This window comes from Synergistaceae bacterium (assembly GCA_031272035.1).
Classification (GTDB): domain Bacteria; phylum Synergistota; class Synergistia; order Synergistales; family Aminobacteriaceae; genus JAISSA01.
In genome coordinates this window covers 65,072-84,941 of sequence record JAISUO010000013.1, presented here as the reverse complement: position 1 = coordinate 84,941, position 19,870 = coordinate 65,072, and the positions used below count along the sequence as shown (strand labels likewise).

18 protein-coding genes are annotated in these 19,870 nt (G+C 56.0%); 7 read left to right on the top strand and 11 right to left on the bottom strand.

The genetic code is table 11. From position 1 onward, the window contains the following. Positions 1-61 precede the first annotated feature (61 nt). On the bottom strand, positions 62-244 hold the full coding sequence (locus LBR61_01585) for a hypothetical protein (protein MDR1730764.1): 183 nt from the start codon (positions 242-244) through the stop codon (positions 62-64). Positions 245-572: 328 nt separating this feature from the next. Between LBR61_01585 and LBR61_01580 the strand changes: the two genes are divergently transcribed. The 6 genes from LBR61_01580 to LBR61_01555 all read left to right on the top strand — a co-directional run bounded on the left by LBR61_01580 (position 573) and on the right by LBR61_01555 (position 7,963). After that, positions 573-1,658, top strand: coding sequence for an ABC transporter substrate-binding protein (locus LBR61_01580; GenBank protein MDR1730763.1), 1,086 nt, complete (start codon positions 573-575; stop codon positions 1,656-1,658). 80 nt (positions 1,659-1,738) lie between these two features. Next, positions 1,739-2,905 (top strand): pyridoxal phosphate-dependent aminotransferase, encoded by a 1,167-nt coding sequence (locus LBR61_01575; protein MDR1730762.1) that lies wholly within the window; start codon positions 1,739-1,741, stop codon positions 2,903-2,905. 205 nt (positions 2,906-3,110) lie between these two features. Then, entirely contained in the window at positions 3,111-4,481 is a 1,371-nt protein-coding gene (locus LBR61_01570; GenBank protein MDR1730761.1) for an L-serine ammonia-lyase, read from the top strand. 171 nt (positions 4,482-4,652) lie between these two features. Then, on the top strand, positions 4,653-5,939 hold the full coding sequence (gltS, locus tag LBR61_01565; protein MDR1730760.1) for a sodium/glutamate symporter: 1,287 nt from the start codon (positions 4,653-4,655) through the stop codon (positions 5,937-5,939). Between the two features lie 18 nt (positions 5,940-5,957). Beyond that, on the top strand, positions 5,958-6,914 hold the full coding sequence (locus tag LBR61_01560; protein ID MDR1730759.1) for a TAXI family TRAP transporter solute-binding subunit: 957 nt from the start codon (positions 5,958-5,960) through the stop codon (positions 6,912-6,914). Between the two features lie 185 nt (positions 6,915-7,099). Next, complete coding sequence (locus tag LBR61_01555; GenBank protein MDR1730758.1) at positions 7,100-7,963, top strand: M23 family metallopeptidase; 864 nt, start codon at positions 7,100-7,102, stop codon at positions 7,961-7,963. Between the two features lie 195 nt (positions 7,964-8,158). Here the strand turns inward: LBR61_01555 and LBR61_01550 are convergent, their stop codons facing one another. The 10 genes from LBR61_01550 to LBR61_01505 all read right to left on the bottom strand — a co-directional run bounded on the left by LBR61_01550 (position 8,159) and on the right by LBR61_01505 (position 19,124). After that, the gene (locus LBR61_01550) at positions 8,159-8,881 is read right to left on the bottom strand and encodes an ABC transporter ATP-binding protein (protein ID MDR1730757.1); all 723 of its coding nucleotides are present in this window, start codon (positions 8,879-8,881) and stop codon (positions 8,159-8,161) included. Continuing rightward, complete coding sequence (locus LBR61_01545) at positions 8,874-9,716, bottom strand: ABC transporter ATP-binding protein (GenBank protein ID MDR1730756.1); 843 nt, start codon at positions 9,714-9,716, stop codon at positions 8,874-8,876. Before LBR61_01545 ends, LBR61_01550 begins: the two co-directional genes overlap by 8 nt. Then, positions 9,713-10,795, bottom strand: a complete 1,083-nt coding sequence (locus tag LBR61_01540) for a branched-chain amino acid ABC transporter permease (protein MDR1730755.1) — start codon at positions 10,793-10,795, stop codon at positions 9,713-9,715. Before LBR61_01540 ends, LBR61_01545 begins: the two co-directional genes overlap by 4 nt. Then, positions 10,792-11,685 carry a branched-chain amino acid ABC transporter permease gene (locus LBR61_01535; GenBank protein ID MDR1730754.1) on the bottom strand — a complete coding sequence of 298 codons (894 nt, stop codon included), beginning with the start codon at positions 11,683-11,685 and terminating at the stop codon, positions 10,792-10,794. The genes LBR61_01540 and LBR61_01535 overlap by 4 nt, the downstream gene beginning before the upstream one ends. A 123-nt stretch (positions 11,686-11,808) precedes the next feature. Then, positions 11,809-12,939, bottom strand: coding sequence for an ABC transporter substrate-binding protein (locus LBR61_01530; protein ID MDR1730753.1), 1,131 nt, complete (start codon positions 12,937-12,939; stop codon positions 11,809-11,811). Between the two features lie 65 nt (positions 12,940-13,004). Beyond that, a complete protein-coding gene (locus tag LBR61_01525; GenBank protein ID MDR1730752.1) occupies positions 13,005-14,591 on the bottom strand; it encodes an AbgT family transporter in 1,587 nt (528 codons plus the stop codon). Between the two features lie 190 nt (positions 14,592-14,781). Continuing rightward, positions 14,782-15,978 (bottom strand): amidohydrolase, encoded by a 1,197-nt coding sequence (locus tag LBR61_01520; protein ID MDR1730751.1) that lies wholly within the window; start codon positions 15,976-15,978, stop codon positions 14,782-14,784. 398 nt (positions 15,979-16,376) lie between these two features. Next, positions 16,377-16,892, bottom strand: a complete 516-nt coding sequence (locus LBR61_01515) for a hypothetical protein (protein ID MDR1730750.1) — start codon at positions 16,890-16,892, stop codon at positions 16,377-16,379. Between the two features lie 16 nt (positions 16,893-16,908). Beyond that, complete coding sequence (locus LBR61_01510; protein MDR1730749.1) at positions 16,909-17,724, bottom strand: DUF3100 domain-containing protein; 816 nt, start codon at positions 17,722-17,724, stop codon at positions 16,909-16,911. A gap of 71 nt (positions 17,725-17,795) precedes the next feature. Beyond that, positions 17,796-19,124, bottom strand: a complete 1,329-nt coding sequence (locus LBR61_01505; protein MDR1730748.1) for a peptidase dimerization domain-containing protein — start codon at positions 19,122-19,124, stop codon at positions 17,796-17,798. A gap of 208 nt (positions 19,125-19,332) precedes the next feature. Between LBR61_01505 and amrA the strand changes: the two genes are divergently transcribed. Then, complete coding sequence (gene amrA, locus LBR61_01500; GenBank protein MDR1730747.1) at positions 19,333-19,854, top strand: AmmeMemoRadiSam system protein A; 522 nt, start codon at positions 19,333-19,335, stop codon at positions 19,852-19,854. The last annotated feature ends 16 nt before the right edge of the window (positions 19,855-19,870 follow it).

Below are 19,870 nucleotides of genomic sequence, written 5' to 3'. Positions count from 1 at the left end.
CCCGGCATTTACAGGCCGTAATAAAAACCCCCGAAAGGGGTGTTGATGTTGTAACGTTTGGTTAAATCATATCATAAAACCATTTATTAATATACTCTTGTTCTTTAATTTGTTGTTGTCTGACTTCATCCTTCAGAGCTTCGTAATCTGCGTGAATCGCTGCTCTCTCCGCGTCACTTAGATTATCGAAGTCTTTGGGGTCCTTTGGCGGAACGTAAAAACCCGGAATAATCAGTTTCATCATGTTTTCCTCCCTTCATCAATGACATTATATACCAACCTCCGAGGAATGTTCACCGCACACTCGGCGGTGATCTTTTATGACGAGGCAGAGGTCATCATCGGTCATCATTGATCTGATTCATCGCCTTTGGACGAGGCTTGAAATAGAATTTGCCTGTGAGTATAATTCTTTGAATATCAATGATCAATATTATGATTTTTGTGTAAGGAGAAACACGCGGAAAACGTCGGAACAGCCGGCAGGAATGCCGGAAGCAAACGAAGTACTATTCTGGAAAGGGGCGGGAAATATGAAAAAGTTTCTTTTGGCGCTGTGTGGGGTATGCCTTATGGCAGGTGCGGGTTTTGCCGCGGATACGATCAAAATTGGCGTCGTCGCCACTATGACGGGGCAGAACGCTTTTGGCGGACAACTGGAGCTGGAGGGGATGCAACTCGCGAATAAGCTCCACCCCGAGGCGCTGGGGAAGAAAATCGAACTCATCATCGTGGACAACAAGAGCGATAAGGTAGAATCGGCCAACGCGGCCAGCCGTCTGATCGAAGGAGATAAAGTCAACGCACTCATCGGGCCTTACGGCTCTTCCGCGACCATGGCGGCGGGAGAACTGGCGGAAACCGCGGGAATCCCTCTGATGGGAACCGCCTGTACCAATCCTCTGGTGACGGAGGGCAAAAAGTTCGTGTTCCGAGCCTGCTTCATCGACCCCTTCCAGGGGGAGGCCGCCGCGAATTACGCCTTCAACAACCTCGGATACAAAAAAGCGGCGGTACTGACCGACGTGGCCAGCGATTACGCCGTTGGACTGGCGAACTTCTTCAAATCGAACTTCACGAAACTGGGCGGAAAGATCGTGGCGGACCTGAAGTACCAGTCCGGCGACACGGATTTCACGTCGCAGCTCACCGCGATCATTGCTCAGGAGCCCGACGTTTTGTTCATCCCCGCTTACTTTGCGGAGGGCGCAATCATTATGAAGCAGGGGTACGAGCAGGGCGCGAAGTTCCGTTTCATGGGCGGCGACGCCATGGACAATCCGGACATCGTGACCCTGGGCGGCGAAGCGGTGGAGGGATTCCTGCACACCACTTTCGCCTATGATCCCTCCATGCCGGAGATGAACGAAGAGGCCAAAGCCTTTACGGCGGCCTGGGAAAAGGAATATCCCGGCAAGGCGCCCAACGCCAACGCGGCAATGGGGTATGACGCCTACGTTTTGCTTTATCAGGCCATTGTGCGCGCCAACAGCGCGGAACCCGGCGCGATTCGAGATGCCCTGGAGACCACGAAGGACGTCGCCACGGTTACGGGTCTGACCTCTTTCAGCCCTGAGAAGCACGACCCCGTCAAGGATCTGGGCGTCGTGGAGATCAAAGACGGGAAAAAATCCTACATCTACACGGTGAAGCCCTGACAGACGGAATGACGCTCCGGGGTATAATGTTTTGGGCGGAGCTGTGGATGGTTCCGCGTTGAAAGGAGAGGTACGAAGAAATGGGCATAAAAGTCAGTAAACGATGCGCAACGCGTCCTTCCTCAGGAATCCGCAAAATGGGGGAGTTGGCGGCAGGGTACAAAAATGTTCTGAATCTGGGGCTGGGAGAGCCGGATTTCAACATTGGACGTAACGTCGCCGAAGCCCTGAAGAAGGCCGTTGACGAGGGAAAGAACAAGTACAGCCCCACGGCGGGGATTCCCGAGCTTCGCCAGGCTGTAGTCCGGAAGCTGAAGCGGGAAAACGGGATTGACTGCGAGATGGCTTCCGTTCTGATCACTCACGGCGCCAGCGAAGCCATTCAGGCGGCTATTCTCGGGACGACGGACGTGGGAGACGAAGTTCTGCTTCCCGATCCTTCCTGGCCCAACTATCAGGGGCAGATTCACATGGCGGGCTGCACGGCCGCTTTTTTCCCGCTCCTGGAGAAGGACAAATTCCACGCCACCGCCGAGCAGGTCGAGAAACACATCACGCCCAAAACGCGTCTGTTGATTCTCAACTCGCCTTCCAATCCCACGGGCGGCGTCACGTCCAGAAAGGAACTGCTGGAAATTGCCGAGCTGGTCAAAAAATACAATCTTGCGGTGATCTCGGATGAGCCCTACGAGAAGCTTCTTTATGATGGGGCCGAACACGTGAGCATCGGCTCTCTTCCGGGGATGCAGGACTACGTTTTTACCGCCAACACCTGCTCGAAGAGCTACGCCATGACGGGGCTGAGGATAGGGTTCCTCCAGGGGCCGAAGGAAACCATGGCCCCGATCATCAAAATTCAGGAGGGGATGTCCTCCTGCGTCAACACCCCGACCCAGTGGGCGGCGGTGGAGGCTTACGACGGCTCTCAGGCCTACGTGGCGGAGATGCTCGCTCAGTACACGGCCCGACGGGATTTGTTGATCAAAGGGCTGAACGCTCTGCCCGGAGTTTCCTGTCTGCCCCCTGAAGGCGCGTTTTACGTTTTCCCCAACGTTTCAAAACTGGGGAAATCCCAGCAGGTGGCGGAGGACTGGCTGAAGCGCGCGCAGATCATCGCCATTCCTGGAAGCTCCTTCGGCGAGGCGGGCGAGGGTTTTGTGCGCATATGTTATGCCGTCAGCGAGGCGAAACTGAAGGAAGCTCTGTCCCGCCTTTCGTCCATCCTGGAGGAACTGCCCGCGAAGTGATTCGCGAAAGCGCGGAAAGATCGGCGTATCGAAGACCGGCCAAAGGGGAGAGACCCGCGGAGTCTCTCCTCTTTTTTTGCCTTTTGTCCGTTGTGACCCGACGGCTGGGTAAGTTCTGATTGGGTTATGATTAGGTTATGATTAAGCTCAATGACGCGAAATTTATTTATCGCGTTTTTATCCTCAGGATCGGGAGGTGCGCGGTGTGATCAGCGTACTTGATATTTTTAAAATTGGGATAGGTCCGTCGAGTTCTCATACCATCGGTCCCATGCGGATTGCCGAGAATTTTATAAAAGAGCTGGCGATGCGGAATATTTCTCCCCGGCGTATTGTGGTGGAGCTGCATGGCTCCCTGGCGCTGACGGGGAAGGGGCATGGAACCGACAGAGCCGTGATCATGGGGCTTGCGGGCTTCGATCCCGAAACGGTGGACTTGGACGCGATTCCCGCTTTTATGGAAAACGTGCAGCAGCTCCACAGGCTCCGGCTTGGGGCGCAGCGGGGAGAAATCGAGTTCGATTGGGAGCGGGACGTCGTTTTTTGCTCCGAAAATCTTCCGCTGCACGCAAATGGCATGATTTTGACCGCTTTCGACGAACGGAATACGGAGACTTCGGAGACGTATTACTCCACAGGGGGCGGGTTCTTCTGCAAAGCGGAGGATTTTCCGGGCCTTTCGGAGGCCGACGGGAAGGCGGAGAAGCCCGTTCCCTTTCCTTATCACACGGCGGCCGGACTGATAGAAGCCTGTCAGAAGGAGGGGCTTTCGATTTCCGGACTCGTTCTGAGAAACGAGACGGCTTTGCAGGGACGGGAAAAACTGGACGCGCGGCTCGCCCAGGTATGGAGGGTCATGGGGGAGTGCATCGAACGGGGAATTTCAAAAGAAGGCCTGCTGCCAGGCGGTCTCAGGGTACCGCGCCGGGCCATCGGTCTGCATCGGAGGCTGCGATCCGTCAGCGCCCTCTCTCATGATCCCATGAACGTCATCGACTGGGTGAACATGTTCGCCTTTGCCGTGTCGGAGGAGAACGCCGCGGGAGGGCGGGTCGTCACCGCTCCGACGAACGGGGCCTGCGGCATTGTTCCGGCGGTGCTGTCCTATTACGATCGATTCGTAGAGCCCGTTACGCCGGATATTTACGAGCGGTATTTCCTGGCTTCGGGAGCCATTGGCGCCCTCTACAAAATGAACGCCTCCATCTCGGGAGCCGAAGTGGGCTGTCAGGGAGAAATCGGAGTGGCCTGTTCCATGGCGGCGGCGGGGCTTGCGGAACTTTTGGACTGTTCTCCGGAACAGGGCTGTATGGCGGCGGAAATCGCCATGGAGCACAACCTCGGGCTCACCTGCGATCCCGTGGGAGGGCTGGTGCAGGTTCCCTGCATCGAACGTAACGCCATCATGTCCGTCAAGGCCATCAACGCCGCGCGCATGGCCATGGCCCGGACGACGCCGTCCAGGGTTCCTCTGGATCAGGTGATCGAGACCATGTACGAAACCGGCCACGATATGAACATGAAGTACCGGGAGACCTCGCAGGGCGGCCTCGCGAAAAATGTGCGATGCGGGTGACGGCCGGCCCTTATGATCAAAAAAGATTTCACTGGAAAGTAATAAATAAAGTGAATCTGAACTTTTCACTGGTTTAAAGTGTTTGTTCAATGCTATACTCAAATTTGCATCAGGCTGGTGAATTTGATTTAGATTTGATTTAAATTTGATCTGAAACGGGAGTGGTTTTCGGTGGAAAAAGCTATCGTCAACGGAATCTTGCAGCTCAAATTCGATATACTTCAGGCCGCTGCGCTGGGAGCGATCATGTATTACTTCGGAGTTCTGCTGCGATCGAAGATTCCGGCGCTTGTCAAATTTTCGATTCCCGCGCCCGCGGTTGGAGGGCTGACAGTTTCCATCGTGGCGGCGATCCTGCAGGCGAACGGCATCGTTCAGTTCGCTTTCGACAACACACTGCAGTCGGTGTTCATGATTTTGTTTTTCTGCACGGTAGGGCTCAACGCCAGCTACAGGCTCGTTCTGAAAGGCGGTCTGATGGTTGCGGCTTTTTGGGCGGTGTCCGCCGTCGTTTCGGTCCTGCAAAATCTGATCGGCATTCCTGTGGCGGCGGGATTTGGCCTCAACCCTCTGATGGGCATCATGGGAGGGTCCGTCCCCATGATCGGCGGGCTTGGGACGGCGGGGGCCTTCGGGGCTCTCTTCGAGGATGAATATGGCGTCGTCGGCGCTTTGAGCGCGGGAATCGCCTGCGCGACCTTCGGCATGGTCGCCGGCTCCGTCGTCGGAGGGCCGCTGGGGGAGTGGATCATCAAACACCATAAAATTGCGACGCCCAACGAGATGAAGAACGACCTCTACGACAACATCGGCGTCCGCGAGGACGCCGTGCTGGAGGAAACCGGCAACGTCGCAAGGCAGGCGGAACAGGAAAAAATAAAAGAAGAGCCCAGAGTTTCCGGACCTCACCTGATGCGTCATCTCGCCTGGGTATTGGTGGCGGCGGGTTTCGGTTCGGCGGTGAGCTACTACCTGAAGAAGGCGGGTATCACCCTGCCGCCCTATCTGGGGGCGATGATCGTGGCGATCCTCATCCGAAATATCGGCGATGGAAGCTCGTTTTACGTCATTGACTCCAAGTGCATCGGCATGATCGGGGACATCACGCTGGCTCTGTTCATCACGATGGCGATCAATTCGCTTCAGCTGTGGCAGCTCGCCAATCTCGCTCTTCCCCTCGTCATTATGATGGTGTCTCAGATCCTGCTGATTATGCTGGCGGCGTACTTTCTCGTGTTCAGGCTGTTCGGAAAAAATTACGATTCCACGGTTATGGCCAGCGGACTGGTGGGATTCGGACTTGGGGCGACCCCCAACGCTCTGGTCTGTATGCAGGCCCTGACGGCCAAATATGGACATTCGGAGAAGGCTTTCTTTGTGGTTCCCGTGGTTGGCGCGTTTTTGGTGGATATTTCCAACGCCGCCGTCATCACGCTTATCGTCAGCTTCTTCAGGTAAGCGGAACGGAGGGACGCCATGAAAAAAAACACGTTTGTCGCGGGTGTTTCCATCCTCGTCTTTGTGGCGCTGCTGGCTTTTTCGGCCAGGCAGAACCGGCGTGAAATGCCCTTGCGCCTTCGCATCGCCACCGGCGGAGAGTCAGGCGTTTATTATTCTTACGGTGAAGCGATAGCCGAGGTTCTGGAGAAAAAATTCAACGTTCCCGTCACAGCGCAGAGCAGCGGAGGTTCCGTGGAAAACCTTCGCCTCGCGCGTCAGGGTCGGGTTGAGCTGGCTTTCGTCCAGAATGACATTATGACCTATGCCTACAACGGAACGGATCTTTTTTCCACGGAGGGGCCTTTTCGGGAATTTTCGGCTGTTGTCGGACTTTACCCTGAATTTTGCCAGATTGTGGCGGGACGGAACATCGAAAAGATCCAGGACCTTGCAGGCAAAAAAATTTCCATCGGAGACGAAGGCAGCGGAACCGAGCAAAACGCGCTCCAGATTTTGAACGCTTACGGACTCTCCTACACGGATATTCTGCCGGAGCATTTGAGTTTTGCGGGATCGGTCGCGGCGTTTAAAGAAGGCAAAATCGACGCGTTCTTCTGCACCGCCGGCGTTCCGACTCCGGCCATCACCGATCTGGCGGCGTCGGGAAAGGCGCACCTTCTGAGCGTCGGCGAAGCTCATGCCAGGGCGCTGATTTCGAGGTATCCCTACTATTCGTGGCAAACCATCGAAGCGGGGGTTTATCCCGGCATCGAGGAACAGGCGGAGACCGTCGCCTTGCAGGCAACGCTGATTGCCAGCGACAAACTTGACGGGCAGACCGTGTTTGAGATACTCGAAACATTGTTTGGAGAACGGGCCGCTCTGTCCCGCCTGTGTGAGAAAGCCGAACTCCTGGACCCCGAAACGGCTGTGAACGGGATCCCCATTCCTCTGCACCCGGGCGCGGAAAAATATTTTTTTAAGAAGAAATGATTTAAAAAAAAGAGAAATCCACGCCACTTTATGGATGTGATATACTAGGTAAAAATACTGAAATAAACTTCCAGGAGTTTTTTTCGGCAGGTCTTTAAGCAGGACGGACGGGCCGAAGAAGGAAGGAGCGAAGCTGAGAGATGATGGCACGCCGAAAAGGGTGTTTTCTGTGGGCGACAATAGTGATGTCGTATATGCTCACTTTCCCTTTTGGACTCTTTGCTGAAGAGATGGAGATGCTTTCGCTGCCCTCTCCCGGCGCTCTTCCTTCTCCCTCTTCCTCTCTGGAACCTCTTCCTGCCGCTCTTTCCACAGTGGCTTTTCTTTCGCCCCGTCTATCTTTCCTGTCAATGCCGGGGTCTTCTCTGCCTTCGGAGTCCTATGTGCCGGCGCTGCCCTCCGTTCGCGACTTCGGGGCTCCCGCTCTTCCCGCCAACAGGACGAAGACGGAGAACATCATGCCGTCGCTGGGAGACTGGGCGACCGTCTCACCGAAAAACTCTCTCTCTCTCAACACGAGCCCGGAGGAGAAGAAAAACAGAAAGAAAAATTTACCGGGGCAAAAAAAGATCCGGATTCTTTTCGGAGGAGGGTCCATGGAACCTGTGGAACCTCGCTGGCAGGGAATTCTGATGTGGCCCGTGGAGGGAAAAGTGTCCTCAGGATTTGGACCCCGAGGCTCTCATCTTCATGCGGGCATCGACATTCCTTTGGCGTCGGGAACCCCCATTCACGCCGTTATGGAGGGAATTGTCGTGGCGTCCAGAGTGTACAACGGCTACGGAAACACCGTTATCCTGGACCACGGCGACGATCTTCAGACGCTGTACGCCCATTGTTCGAAACTTCTAGTCAAAGAGGGAGACGTGGTGACGCGGGGAGAGGTCATCGCCTTTGTGGGCAACACCGGTCGTTCCTCCACATCCCATCTGCACTTCGGCGTTTTGCTGGCGGGAGTCTTTCGGGATCCCATGGCCGTTTTGAAACGCAGAACCGAGGACCGCTTCGTCGAGGATTCGAAGAACAAACCGAAAACGCCGAAATCCTGAGCCTGATACCAATTTGCTTTCAACCGAGCGTTAATGAAGAAGCTAATGTTTGAATATCACTGCTTTTAGCTATTCTAACTTTAGGCCTTTTATTTCAAATTGGTATGATTCCTGTCGGCATTTTATAAATCCAAATGTATCCGGAGCAGGGGAAGAGGTCGAAAAGTTTGCTCCGGATATATTTTGTGTAATTTATTATCCTCCCAGATAAGCCGCCTGAACTCGGGGATCCTGCAGAAGCTCCTGTCCCGTTCCGGAGATGGTGATGGCCCCGACTTCGAGGACGTAGGCCCTGTTCGCGATCTTCAGCGCGGCAAAGGCGTTTTGCTCCACCAGCAGAATGGTTTTTCCCTGCCGGTTGATCTCGCGGATGATGTCGAAAACCTCGGAGACGAGAATCGGCGCCAGTCCGAGAGAGGGTTCGTCCAGCATCATCAGGTCGGGACGGCTCATGAGCGCGCGTCCCACGGCCAGCATTTGCTGCTCGCCGCCGCTGAGGGTTCCTCCCTTCTGCGCGTATCGCTCCTTCAGGCGCGGAAAAAGACTGTACACGTGTTCGATGTCCTCTTCGATTCCCTCTTTGTCGCTGCGGCTGTAGGCCCCCAGCAGCAGGTTTTCCCTGACGGTGAGCTGAGGGAGAATCCGGCGTCCCTCGGGGCTCAGGGAAATTCCCATTTTGACCATTTCCTCGGGTTGAAGGCCCTTCAGGGAAATGGAGCTCGAGGCGTCGGGCTTCGTATAGGCGATGTCTCCCTTATAGCCCCGCACGAGACCGGCGATGGCCCGAATGGTGCTGCTCTTGCCCGCGCCGTTGGCTCCGATCAGCGTCACGATGTCGCCTTTTCCGATGGTCATGTCGATGCCCTTGACGGCGTGGATGCCGCCATACCATATGTTCAGATTTTTGATGTCAAGCATGAGCGGCCTCCTCTGCGATGTTTTCGCCGGACTGTCCGGTCGGGGCGTTCTGCCCGAGATACGCCTCAATGACCTGCGGATTCTCCCGTATTTCCGAAGGTGTTCCGTTGGCGATCAGCAGACCCCGATCCAGGACCCAGATGTGCTCGCAGACCCCCATAACCACCTTCATGTCGTGTTCGATCAGCAGGATGGTCAGGTTGAAATCGTCCCGAAGTCTGCGGATGAAACTCAAAAGTTCCATGGACTCCTGGGGATTCATTCCCGCCGCGGGCTCGTCCAGAAGGAGCAGTTTGGGCCGTGTGGCCAGAGCTCTGGCGATTTCCAGGCGCCTCTGGGCTCCGTAGGGAAGGGAGGAGGCAATGGCGTCGGCCTGTTCGGCGAGACCAAGGTGTTCCAGAAGTTCCATGGCGTTCTCGCGAATTTTTCTCTCTTCCTGAGCGGCCGCCGGGAACAGGAAGGGGACCATGTTCTGCCACCAGGTTCCTTTTTGACGGACATAACTTCCAATCATCACGTTCTGCAGCACTGTTTCGCTGTGAAAAAGGCGAATATTCTGGAATGTACGGGAGAGACCGGCCGCGCAGGTTTTGTGGGGCGGAAGTCCGGTGAGGAGCTGTCCGTCAAATTCGACCCGTCCTGCGGTGGGTCTGTAGAAACCGGTGATGACGTTGAACACCGTGGTTTTTCCCGCGCCGTTGGGGCCGATCAGCCCGGCGATACTGCCCTCGGCCACGGTCATCGACAGATTGTTGACCGCCACGAGCCCTCCGAAGCGAAGGGTCAGTTCCCGGATTTGCAGAAGGGGCGAAGGCGTTCCGTTTCGATCGGTCATCTGACATCGCCTCCCTCTTTGGCGGAAATTTCTCGTTTGCCTTTTTTATCGTTCTTTTCTTTCGGGAAGAACCAGTCCCAGGAAAATTCCCGGGTTCCCATGATGCCCTCCCGTCGGAAGATGATGACCAGAATCAGCAGCACGGAGAAGATCACCATGCGCATGCCGGGGATCCCAGGGATGTGAAAAGACCCGATAGTGAGCGGATTTTCGACAATTCTCAGCCACTCCAGCATGGTGGTGATGAGAACCGCGCCGATAATGCTGCCTGTAATGGAGCCCAGCCCGCCCACGACCACGATCATCAGCAGGCTGTAGGTCTGGGTGATCATGAACATTTTGGGATCGATAGCCGTGATCAGATTTCCCATCAGCGCGCCGCCGAGCCCGCCTCCGAAGGATCCGATCGTAAAGGCCAGCACCCGGGTCCGGAAGGTGTTGATTCCCATGGTACGAGCCGCGATTTCATCGTCGCGAACGGCGCGGAGGACGTTGCCGAAATTGCTTTTCATGAGGCGGATCATGAATATGAGGACCACGAAGAGGCACCCGTAACTCATCCACAGGTCGGTATGGGCGGGAATTCCTTTCAGCCCCAGAGAACCGTTGGTCACAGGGGTCAGGTTGACGATCAGAATGCGGATAATTTCGGCGAATCCCAAAGTGGCGATTCCCAGGTAGTCTCCCCCCAGCCTCAGTACGGGCAGGGCGATCAGCAGGCCGAAGAAGGCCGCCACCAGTCCGGCCGCGATCAGAGAAACGATGAAGGGAGTATGAAGGGGCAGAAGCCAGGGCATGATGGGCTCCAGAATCCACATGGCAGTCTTTTGCTCGGCCGTCAGAATCAAAAGCGCGGAAACATAGGCCCCGATGGCCATAAACCCCGCGTGCCCCAGGGAAAACATGCCAGTCATTCCGTAGATCAGGTTGAGGGAAAGTCCCAGGATGGCGTTGATGGCGATGAGGTTGATGATCCGCAGTCTGTAGCGATCCAGATTTGCGGGAGCCCAGGCCAGGAAGGCGACGAGAGCCGCCAGCGCGATGGCGTTGAGGATGAAATTGCGTGTTTTTTTGTTCATATTTTTTCCTCCAGCTTCTCGCCCATCAGTCCTGTGGGCCTGACCAGAAGAATGATGATGAGGAGAATGAAGGCGAAGGCATCCTTGTAGCCGGAAAGCGTGGGGAAGAAGGCAATGGACATGATCTCGACGAATCCCAGAATCACGCCGCCGACCATCGCGCCGGGTATGGAGCCGATTCCGCCGAATACCGCCGCGATGAAGGCCTTGAAGCCCGGGAATACCCCCATGAAGGGCTCCACCCGCGGATAGCGCAGGGCCCACATGATGCCGGCCAGTGCGGCCAGCGCGGAACCCAGGGCAAAAGTCAGCGCGATGATTTTATCCACGGAAACTCCCATCAGACGGGTCGTTTCGATGTCAAAGGAGATGGAGCGCATAGCCAGACCCGGCTTCGTTTTGTAGACGATCCAGAGCAGGAGAGCCACGAGAACGAAGGAAATAACGGGGACCATGATTCCCAGAGGAACGAGTCGCACCTCTCCCAGGAGGATGGGGCGCATGAGCCAGGGCGGCTGCACCACGGCGCGAGGCATTCCGGTGAAGACCACGGTGGCAAGGTTCTCCAGGAAAAACGACACGCCTATGGCGCTGATCAGCGCGGAGATACGAGGGGCGCTTCGCAGGGGGCGATAAGCGATGCGATCCACCAGCAGACCGCAGATCGTGGCTCCGAGAATGGCGATGGCCACCCCCAGCTCCCAGGGGAGTTTGAACTGAATGGTGGTGAAGAACACAAAATAAGCGCCCAGCATGAAAATGTCTCCGTGGGCGAAGTTGATGAGCCGCAGGATTCCGTATACCATGGTGTATCCAATGGCAATGAGTCCGTAAAGTGAGCCCAGTCCCAGCGCATTGACGGTATGCTGAACGAACATATTCAGAGTCAAATAAACTGATTCTCCTTTCCGTATTATTCTGTATTATAAAAAGGGGGAAAAGCCCAGGCTTTCCCCCGCTTTTTGTGAAGTTTGTGAAGCTGCGCGGTGCAGTGAGTAAAGTGAGTAAAAAACCTACACTTCGGGTTTGATGGTTCCGATGAACAGTTTTTTACCGTTCCGGATTTCGACGATTCCCAGCTCTTTTTCGGCGTCATGGGTGGCGTTCATGGTGGTGATTCCCGTGACGGTGGGAACGTCCTTCGTCTGCTCCAGCGCGTCGCGGATGTGCGCCGGGTCGGCACTGCCCGCCCGACGAATGGCGTCTGCGATGAGAATGTAGGCGTCATAGCCCAGCGCGGCGTTGACATTGGGATCCTTGTTGGGATGGGCCTTTTTCCACTTTTCAGTGAAATTCTGCGCCACCGGGTTCATGTCCTTCATGGAGGGGTCGTAGGCGAAGGTGGTGTGCATGAAGCCCTCCACGGCCTCGCCTCCCAGGGTGACGACCTCGGGGTTGTCCATGGCGTCTCCGCCCATGAACCGGAACGTGGCCCCCAGTTCCTTCGCCTGCTTCAGGATGATGGCGCCCTCGGAGAAATAGGCGGGAAGAAAGACGATGTCCGGTTTTTTGGAGATGATTTCGGTGAGCTGCGCCGTAAAGTCCTGGTCTCCCGACTGATACCTCATTTCAGAGACGACCTGACCTCCCAGTTTGGAGAAGGCCTGTTTGAAGAAACTGCTCAGGCCGACGCTGTAGTCGTTGGCCACATCCGTGAGAATCGCCGCTTTTTTGAAGCCCAGCGACCGGATGGCGTAGGTGGCCGCGCCGGAACCCTGGAAAGGATCAATGAAGCAGGCGCGGAAATAAAACCTCTTATGCAGGGTGACGAGGGGATTGGTGCAGGATGTTCCCATCACGGGAATTCCGGCGGTCTCCGCGACTTCACCTCCCGCTATGGCCAGAGAGGAGCCATAGGTTCCGATAATGGCATTGACCTTGTCCCTGTCGATCAGGCGGGTGACCGCATTGGCCGCCTCGACCTTGTCCGATTTGTTGTCCACCACAATAAGTTCGATCTTTTTGCCCAGCACTTCAGGAATTTCCGCGTGGGCCAGCTCCGCGCCCTCCAGTTCCAGCTGTCCGCCGAAGGCGTTTTGCCCCGTCAGACAGTTGAAGAACCCGATTTTGATCACATCGTCGGCCCCGTAGGAAGCGCCTGCCGCAAGAAGGCAAATCATCATTCCCGTCAATAGTTTGCGCATAAAACACACTCCTCTCTTATGGTACAACCAACTGCTTTATGTACATGTACAACACTATAACATATTCAGACGAGCAAAGAGGAGACGCCGGGTCCCAGAGGCAGACCCAGGAGATACCACGCGATCAGGAGAATCGTGAAGCCCACGATGTAGAACAGAGTGTAGGGCATGGCCATGGAAATGACCGTGCCGATCCCAACCTCCGGATCGCCTTCCTTTTTGTACTGTTCCAAAAGCCCGATCACCACAGGCAGGTAGTAGGAAAGAGGCGTGATGATGTTGGTGCAGGAATCTCCCACCCGGTAGGCCACCTGCGTGAGAGCCGGGGTGAACCCCACCTGAGCGAACATGGGGACGAAAATGGGAGCAAGAATCAGCCATTTGGCGGAACCGCTCATCATGAAAAGGTTCAGGAACGTCACGAGCACGATGAACATCAGCAGCAGCGGTACGCCGCCCAGGTTCATGGCCTTGAGCCAGTCCGCGCCCCTCACCGAGAGGATGACGTCAAAGCGGCTCATGCGGAAAAGCTCCACGAACAGAGAAGCCGGAAGCACCACGACCATAAAACCGATGCTGCCGGAAATTCCCTTGCCCATCAATTTGGGAATGTCCTCGCTTTTTCGGATGGTTCCGGAGCCCAGGCCGTAGGCGATGCCCACGAAGAAGAAGAGGAAGAAGAGGATGGGCATGACGCTGCTGAGGAGCGGGGAGGAAGGAACGATGGACCCGTCCTTCGGATTGCGGAAAAGGGAGCCTTGGGGGTACGTCAGCCAGACGATGAGTCCGACGTAAAGAACGAGCGCCACAAAAGCCAGCAGAAGCCCACGGTTCTCGGCGGGCGTCACGGCGTGTTGTTTGAGTTCTTCAGCGTCCGTCGCTCCGGTGGTGTCTCCCAGAAGTTTGACCGTGTACTTCTCGGTGACGTAGACCGTGAGGAAAGTCAGAACGAAGGTAGCCGCGATCATGAAATACCAGTTGATGAGCGGATGGACGGGGACATCAGGAGGAATATTGGCTGCTCCTTCAATGGCGGATTTCGTGATTCCCGCCAGCAGGGCGTCCGTTCCGGCCACGAAAAGGTTTGCGGTGAACCCTCCGCTGGCGGCCGCGTAGCCCGCGGCGATGCCCACCCAGGGATTGCGTCCCAGTGCCTTGAATACGGCTGCCGCGATGACGGGAGTGAGGATGATTCCCGCGTCGGAGGCCAGGTTGGCGTTGATTCCCACGATGGCCACAACTGCCGTCACCAGCGAGTTGGGCGCGCCAAGGATGAGCTTGCGCATCAGGGCGGAGATCATGCCCGTCTGCTCTACGAGGCCGATGCCAAGCATCATGGTCAGCACCAGGCCCAGCGGCGCGAAGTTGACGTAGGTTCTCACAAAGCCGGCCAGGAACGCCCGCAGTGAGTCGTAGTTCAGAAGGTTGACGACAGCGGCTTTTGCTTCCGTGGGAGCCTCTCCCGCCTTAGCCGCCATGTAGGTAACCGAGACGCCCTTCTGAGCCAGCCAGTACGAAAGAAAAATGACTATCAGGGACAACAGAACGAACAGCCAAAAGGGATGGGGAAATTTATTCCCGATGATTTCGATCCACTTGATGAAACTTTCGAATTTGCCTTTTTTCTCAGCTGCACCGACTTCTCTGCTCATTATCTCACCTCTGTTTAGTAGTTGCTGTCACTGAAAGCATATCTGTCGAAGCGCACGATGAAACGCGAAACGCCCCGAAATGCTTTCTCCCCGAACGCGAGAACACAATGGCGAAAAATACCGTCTACGACCGAATCTCCTGCCGTTCTATCCCTCCTTGTTTCATTCAATTTTTTTCTCTTTATCTTAATTATTTCTTTTTCAGGAAATCGACGGCGCAGGAGGCCAAAAAGCGCACGCCGAAGGGGAAGCAGGCCTCGTCGGGGTTGAAACAGGCATTGTGCAGAACGGCCATTTCGGCAGGAGGAGTCGAGGCGGGTCGACAGCCCAGCCATGCCATCAGGCAGGGACGCTCCCGGGCGAAGAACGAGAAATCCTCGCCGCCCAGGTCGGGGTAGTCGAGAGAGACGAAATGCCCCTCTCCCAGGGATTGCCGGACCGTTTCGGAAGCCTGCCGGAACAGATCGGGATTGTTCATCGTTGGAGGATAGCCGCGCACGTATTTCACCTCGCAGTCGCCCCCCAGCGCGCGGGCGATGCCCTGCGCCGTCCGCTCGATCAGGCCTGGCAGTTTTTCCTGAATGGCGGGCAGAAGGGTACGCACCGTTCCCTCCAGTTCCACCCGGTCCGCGATGACGTTGTAGCGGTAACCGCCTTTGATCGTGCCGATGGAAATGACGGCGGAATCCAGCGGCCCCACGGTTCGGGAGACGATGGTCTGGAGCCCGCAGATCACCTCCGCGGCGATCATCACGGCGTCGATACCCTGATGGGGGGCGGAGCCGTGGGAGGCCTTCCCCGTCACCGTGAGAAAAATGCGGTCGGAGGCTCCCATGAGAGGACCGGGGCGGGTGATGATTTTTCCCGTTTCGTAGCCCGGCCAGACGTGAAGGGCGAAGAGGGCGTCCACATGGGGATTCTCCAGCACGCCGTCCTGAATCATGCCCGGGGCGCCGCCGATGGGGTTGAGTTCCTCCGCGGGCTGAAAGACGAACTTTACGCTTCCCTGAATGTCGCTTTTTATTTCCGAGAGAACGCAGGCGGCGCCGAGGAGCATGGCGGTGTGAGTGTCATGTCCGCAGGCGTGCATGACGCCGGGATTTTGGGAGGCGAAGGGGAGTCCGGTGGTCTCTTCCATGGGGAGGGCGTCCATGTCGGCCCGGAGAGCGACCACGCCGCCGGTTCCCCTGCCCTTCAGAAGAGCGGAGACGCCGTGTCCGCCAACGTTTCTGCGGACGTCGAGGCCCAGATCTTCCAGAACTTTCGCCACGAGATCGGCCGTTTTTTCCTCCTCAGTGCTGAGTTCAGGATGACTGTGAATCTGCCGCCGCCACTCTGTGACTTTTTCCGCGTATTTCTTTGTCAGTTCCTCGATTTTTCTGTACATGTGACGCTCCTTTTAAGATGCGCGTTGGATTGATAAGCCTGTTGACATCCAAATTGATATTCAAATTGATATTCTAATCTAAAGAAAACAGAAAACAGAAAACAGAAAACTAAAAAACTACCCCGAAATCGAACTCCCAGTAAAGAAATTCAGGAAATTAGTTATGTAAAAATTATAGCAGACACTGAACGGAGAGAAAGAGATTTTTATCCTGTAAAATGGCTGATATAAAACATCTGGTTAAATATAAAACAGGCGATTCCTAAATTTATATGAATATTTTTTATGTCTGTAAATTAATAAAGCAAAATTAAGAAAGCATCCCGGAAAAAACGGGATGCTTTTTGAAATTCTCGACTGTATTGATTGTGTTCAGGTCTGCTATGTGTTCAGATCTGTTATATCTGCCCTGTTGCGCGAAGGACGGCGTCGGCGATCAGGATTGAGCCGAGATACGTCCCGATGAAAACGAGCATGGAAACGACGACCAGCTTCCATCCGCTTTTTTTGAGGACGGGCAGGTCCTTGGCGAGCGAGAGCCCCGCGTAGGCCAGAACAGGCGTGGTCAGCGCCATGAAGTTGACCTCTCCCACGTATTTCATGATCGTGCCCGAAAAATTGTTCATGAACTGGCTGATGGGTCCGGTGGAGCCGGGAACGCCGGGGATGGAGAGGATGCAGCCGATCGTCACGATGTAGGCCGCCGCCGGAAGCTGCAGGGGAATGTAACGCTTGCAGAGGACGCCCGCATAAATAAAGATGTAGAGAATGAGTATCCCCGGAATGGCTCTGACGAAGGAATCCACGTAACTCGCGTCCGGATGGGCTTTGACGTAAATGATGGAGTTGCCGCACAGGACCATTACCGCCGAAATTGTAAGGATTGCCAAAAGGTGCCAAAGATTGATCTTCATGGTGTCCGCTCCTCTCTTACGCCTTTTCGTCTTCGGGTTTTACGCCGTACTTCACTCTGTAGCACACCTTATAGAGCCAGTTGGACATGGGCAGGCCGATAAAGAGGGACATGTAGAGCCCGTCCAGGCCGGTGAGCATGTTGCTGGCCGCTCCGTAAGCCGCTATGATCTCCGCTTTTTCGGGATGGAGGGCCTGCAAAGCGCCCACCGTGGCCGTCATCATGCTGGCGCTGCCCGTTCCGGCGGCCATGGCCTGGGCCTCTATGCTGAAAATGCCCCAGGAGGCCACCAGAGACGCCATCAGCCCGTAAAAGATCGAGCCGAAAAGCGTTCCGCAGATGTAGACTCCCATGAGCCCGCGCCCTTCAGGGGAGTTGAGGCCGTAGACCTCGCTGACGAGGGCAAGGCTGCCTTCCCTGGCGAGAGAAAATCCGGCGCCCACGGCCTCGCGTTTCAGGCCTATCCACACGGCGACGGGTATGGCGCAGACGGCCGTCCCCAGGTTGCCGAACTCCTGCAGAATCAACGCCAGTCCGGAGTTGATGATTTTAAAGAAATTGGGTCCCACGAGAGTGCCGTATCGGGCGAGCAGAAGCATCACGCTGAGGTTGATCAAATAGCTGGAATCCTCCTGATCCGGGAGAGAGAGAATCCCGAAGCGGGGAAGACCGATGAGGAGCCCCAGAACAATCGCGTAGAGCATGGGAAAGAAAACGATGGATCCAATGGGCAGTTTGATGATCTTTGTTCCAAGAAATTCGCAAACGATCGTTAAAACCAGCGCCAGAAAGTGGATTTTGACGTTCTTAAGCGCTCTCAGAGAATCTTCCATTTCGTACATCCCCTCCATTTGTATTCAGATTTTGTATTCAAATTTTGGAACACTGTCACTTTTGTACGTTCTTATTTGTAGTCGAAATAGGCGTTCAGTTTTTTGAGATATTCTTCCTTCGTCAGGTTGGGCTTGAACGTGGAAATAATTTTCTTCGCCGCCGCCGCGTCATCTGAAAGAAGGTCGATCACGGTGCCCGCCATGGCCTTTCCCGGAGCGATGATCGCCGCGTTGTAGTCCACGACCCGCGCGTCCGCTCCGTGCAGAACTCCGTCCATACCGCCCGTGTTGGGATGCGCCGCCGCCATGATCTGACTGATGTCTCCCATGTCCGTGGACCCCGCCATGTGTCCGCCGTTGAAGAAGCCCTCCGGCGGGACAAAGGGTTTGGAATTTTCGTTGAATAAATCGTAGAGCTCCGGACAGCCCGCCAGAGGGAACATCCCCGGCAGCACTCTGCATTCTGTCTGCGCTCCCACCGCGTCTCCGCCGGCCCTGAACGCGCGGAGGACACGGGTCAGCGTCTCCTCAATAACGGGGACGGAACTGGCGCGGACATAGGCTTCGAGACGCACGTCGTCGGGGACGCAGTTCACCAGATCCCCGCCCTTGGTGATGATGAAGTGAACCCGCACATGGTCGTCGTCGCGGAAGGTCTCCCGCAAAGCGTTGACGGCGCTGATTCCCAGCACGGCGGCGTTCAGCGCGTTGATTCCTTTGTCGGGGCTTCCCGCCGCGTGAGCCTGACGCCCGATGTAGCGAACCGTGAGTCCGACGAACCCGTTGCTCGTTTTCCCGGAGTCCACGGAAGGCCCCGGACGGTTGGAGGACGCGTGAATCATCATCGTCATGTCCACGTCGTCGAAACGTCCGAGACGGATCAGCTCCGCCTTGCCTCCGATGAAGTGAAGTTTCCCCTCTTCCTTCAGCTTCAGCCGCCGTTCAATCTGGATGTATTCCTCCGCCGGAACTCCCATGAACACGATTTTTCCGGCAAGCTCCGGAGCCACCCCGGCGGATGTCAGTCCCACGGCCGTCGCCAGCATGACGCCCAGCTGCACGTGATGTCCGCACTGGTGCGCCGCTCCCGTCTCCGGATTGGCGTCCGGAGCGTCGAAGCAGACGACCGAATCCAGCTCGCCCAGCACGGCCACTTTCGGTCCCGCCCGCTTCGTGTCCAGCAGGGCTTCCACTCCCGTCAGGGCAAAACCCTCCTCCACGGGCAACTGCAGTTCCCGCAGAAACTTCGCGACTTTTGCGGCGGTCCGCGTTTCAAAAAAACCGACCTCCGCATGTTTCCCCACATCCCGAACAAACTGTTCCAGATCGTCCGCGCGTTTGTCGATCGCTTCGAAAGCACGGGCTTTCAATTCTTTGTGCCGGTCCTGAATATCCACCACCTCGTCAAAACCTCCTTTTGGATTGAATAATTGCGCTAATTGCACCATCATACCATCTAAACAGGCGTTCGTCAGTTGGGTTTGGAATTTTAGGGGATATAATAACATGGAAAGTATCTCTTGAGGAAATATTATTCTGCATCCTGCGAAGGAGGAGATTTCCCTGGGCAACGACGGAGGAACTCGAAAGGACGGCATCCATCCTTATGTGCGACTGGCCCGGCTGACCGTGGAGCGTCTGCTGAAGGGAGGGCCTCTTCCCGTTTCGGGGACGGAGATCGAGGCGGACCCGGCTCTCTGGAACCTGGAAAGGGCGTGTTTCGTATCGATCAAAAAATCGAACGGCGATCTGCGGGGCTGTATCGGGACTATCCTGCCCGTTCACCCGGCGCTGGATCAGGAGATCATTTCCAACGCGGTCGCTTCGTCCACCCGAGATCCGCGTTTTCCCTCGATGAGCGCTTCGGAGCTCGGCGGGGTGACGTTTTCCGTGGACGTGCTGACCCTTCCCGAGCCCGTTTCCAGCCTTGACGAGCTGGACCCCGCCGTTTGGGGCGTGATCGTCTCGAAGGGGCATCAGCGGGGCGTTCTGCTGCCCGACCTGGAAGGGGTGGACACCGTGGAACGACAGATCGGAATCGCGGCGCAGAAGGCGGGAATCAGAAACCTGGACAACATCTCCGTCGAGCGTTTCCGCGTGGAACGATACAAGGAATCCGACGTTTTCTGAAAACAGGAGGGGACAT

Coding starts and splice junctions, on each gene's coding strand:
- LBR61_01560 (MDR1730759.1), top strand. CDS start 5,958: ATGAAAAAAAACACGTTTGTCGCGGGTGTTTCCATCCTCGTCTTTGTG.
- LBR61_01550 (MDR1730757.1), bottom strand. CDS start 8,881: ATGCTTGACATCAAAAATCTGAACATATGGTATGGCGGCATCCACGCC.
- LBR61_01555 (MDR1730758.1), top strand. CDS start 7,100: ATGTCGTATATGCTCACTTTCCCTTTTGGACTCTTTGCTGAAGAGATG.
- LBR61_01585 (MDR1730764.1), bottom strand. CDS start 244: ATGATGAAACTGATTATTCCGGGTTTTTACGTTCCGCCAAAGGACCCC.
- LBR61_01545 (MDR1730756.1), bottom strand. CDS start 9,716: ATGACCGATCGAAACGGAACGCCTTCGCCCCTTCTGCAAATCCGGGAA.
- LBR61_01575 (MDR1730762.1), top strand. CDS start 1,739: ATGGGCATAAAAGTCAGTAAACGATGCGCAACGCGTCCTTCCTCAGGA.
- LBR61_01530 (MDR1730753.1), bottom strand. CDS start 12,939: ATGCGCAAACTATTGACGGGAATGATGATTTGCCTTCTTGCGGCAGGC.
- LBR61_01510 (MDR1730749.1), bottom strand. CDS start 17,724: ATGGAAGATTCTCTGAGAGCGCTTAAGAACGTCAAAATCCACTTTCTG.
- LBR61_01540 (MDR1730755.1), bottom strand. CDS start 10,795: ATGAACAAAAAAACACGCAATTTCATCCTCAACGCCATCGCGCTGGCG.
- LBR61_01515 (MDR1730750.1), bottom strand. CDS start 16,892: ATGAAGATCAATCTTTGGCACCTTTTGGCAATCCTTACAATTTCGGCG.
- LBR61_01520 (MDR1730751.1), bottom strand. CDS start 15,978: ATGTACAGAAAAATCGAGGAACTGACAAAGAAATACGCGGAAAAAGTC.
- LBR61_01525 (MDR1730752.1), bottom strand. CDS start 14,591: ATGAGCAGAGAAGTCGGTGCAGCTGAGAAAAAAGGCAAATTCGAAAGT.
- LBR61_01580 (MDR1730763.1), top strand. CDS start 573: ATGGCAGGTGCGGGTTTTGCCGCGGATACGATCAAAATTGGCGTCGTC.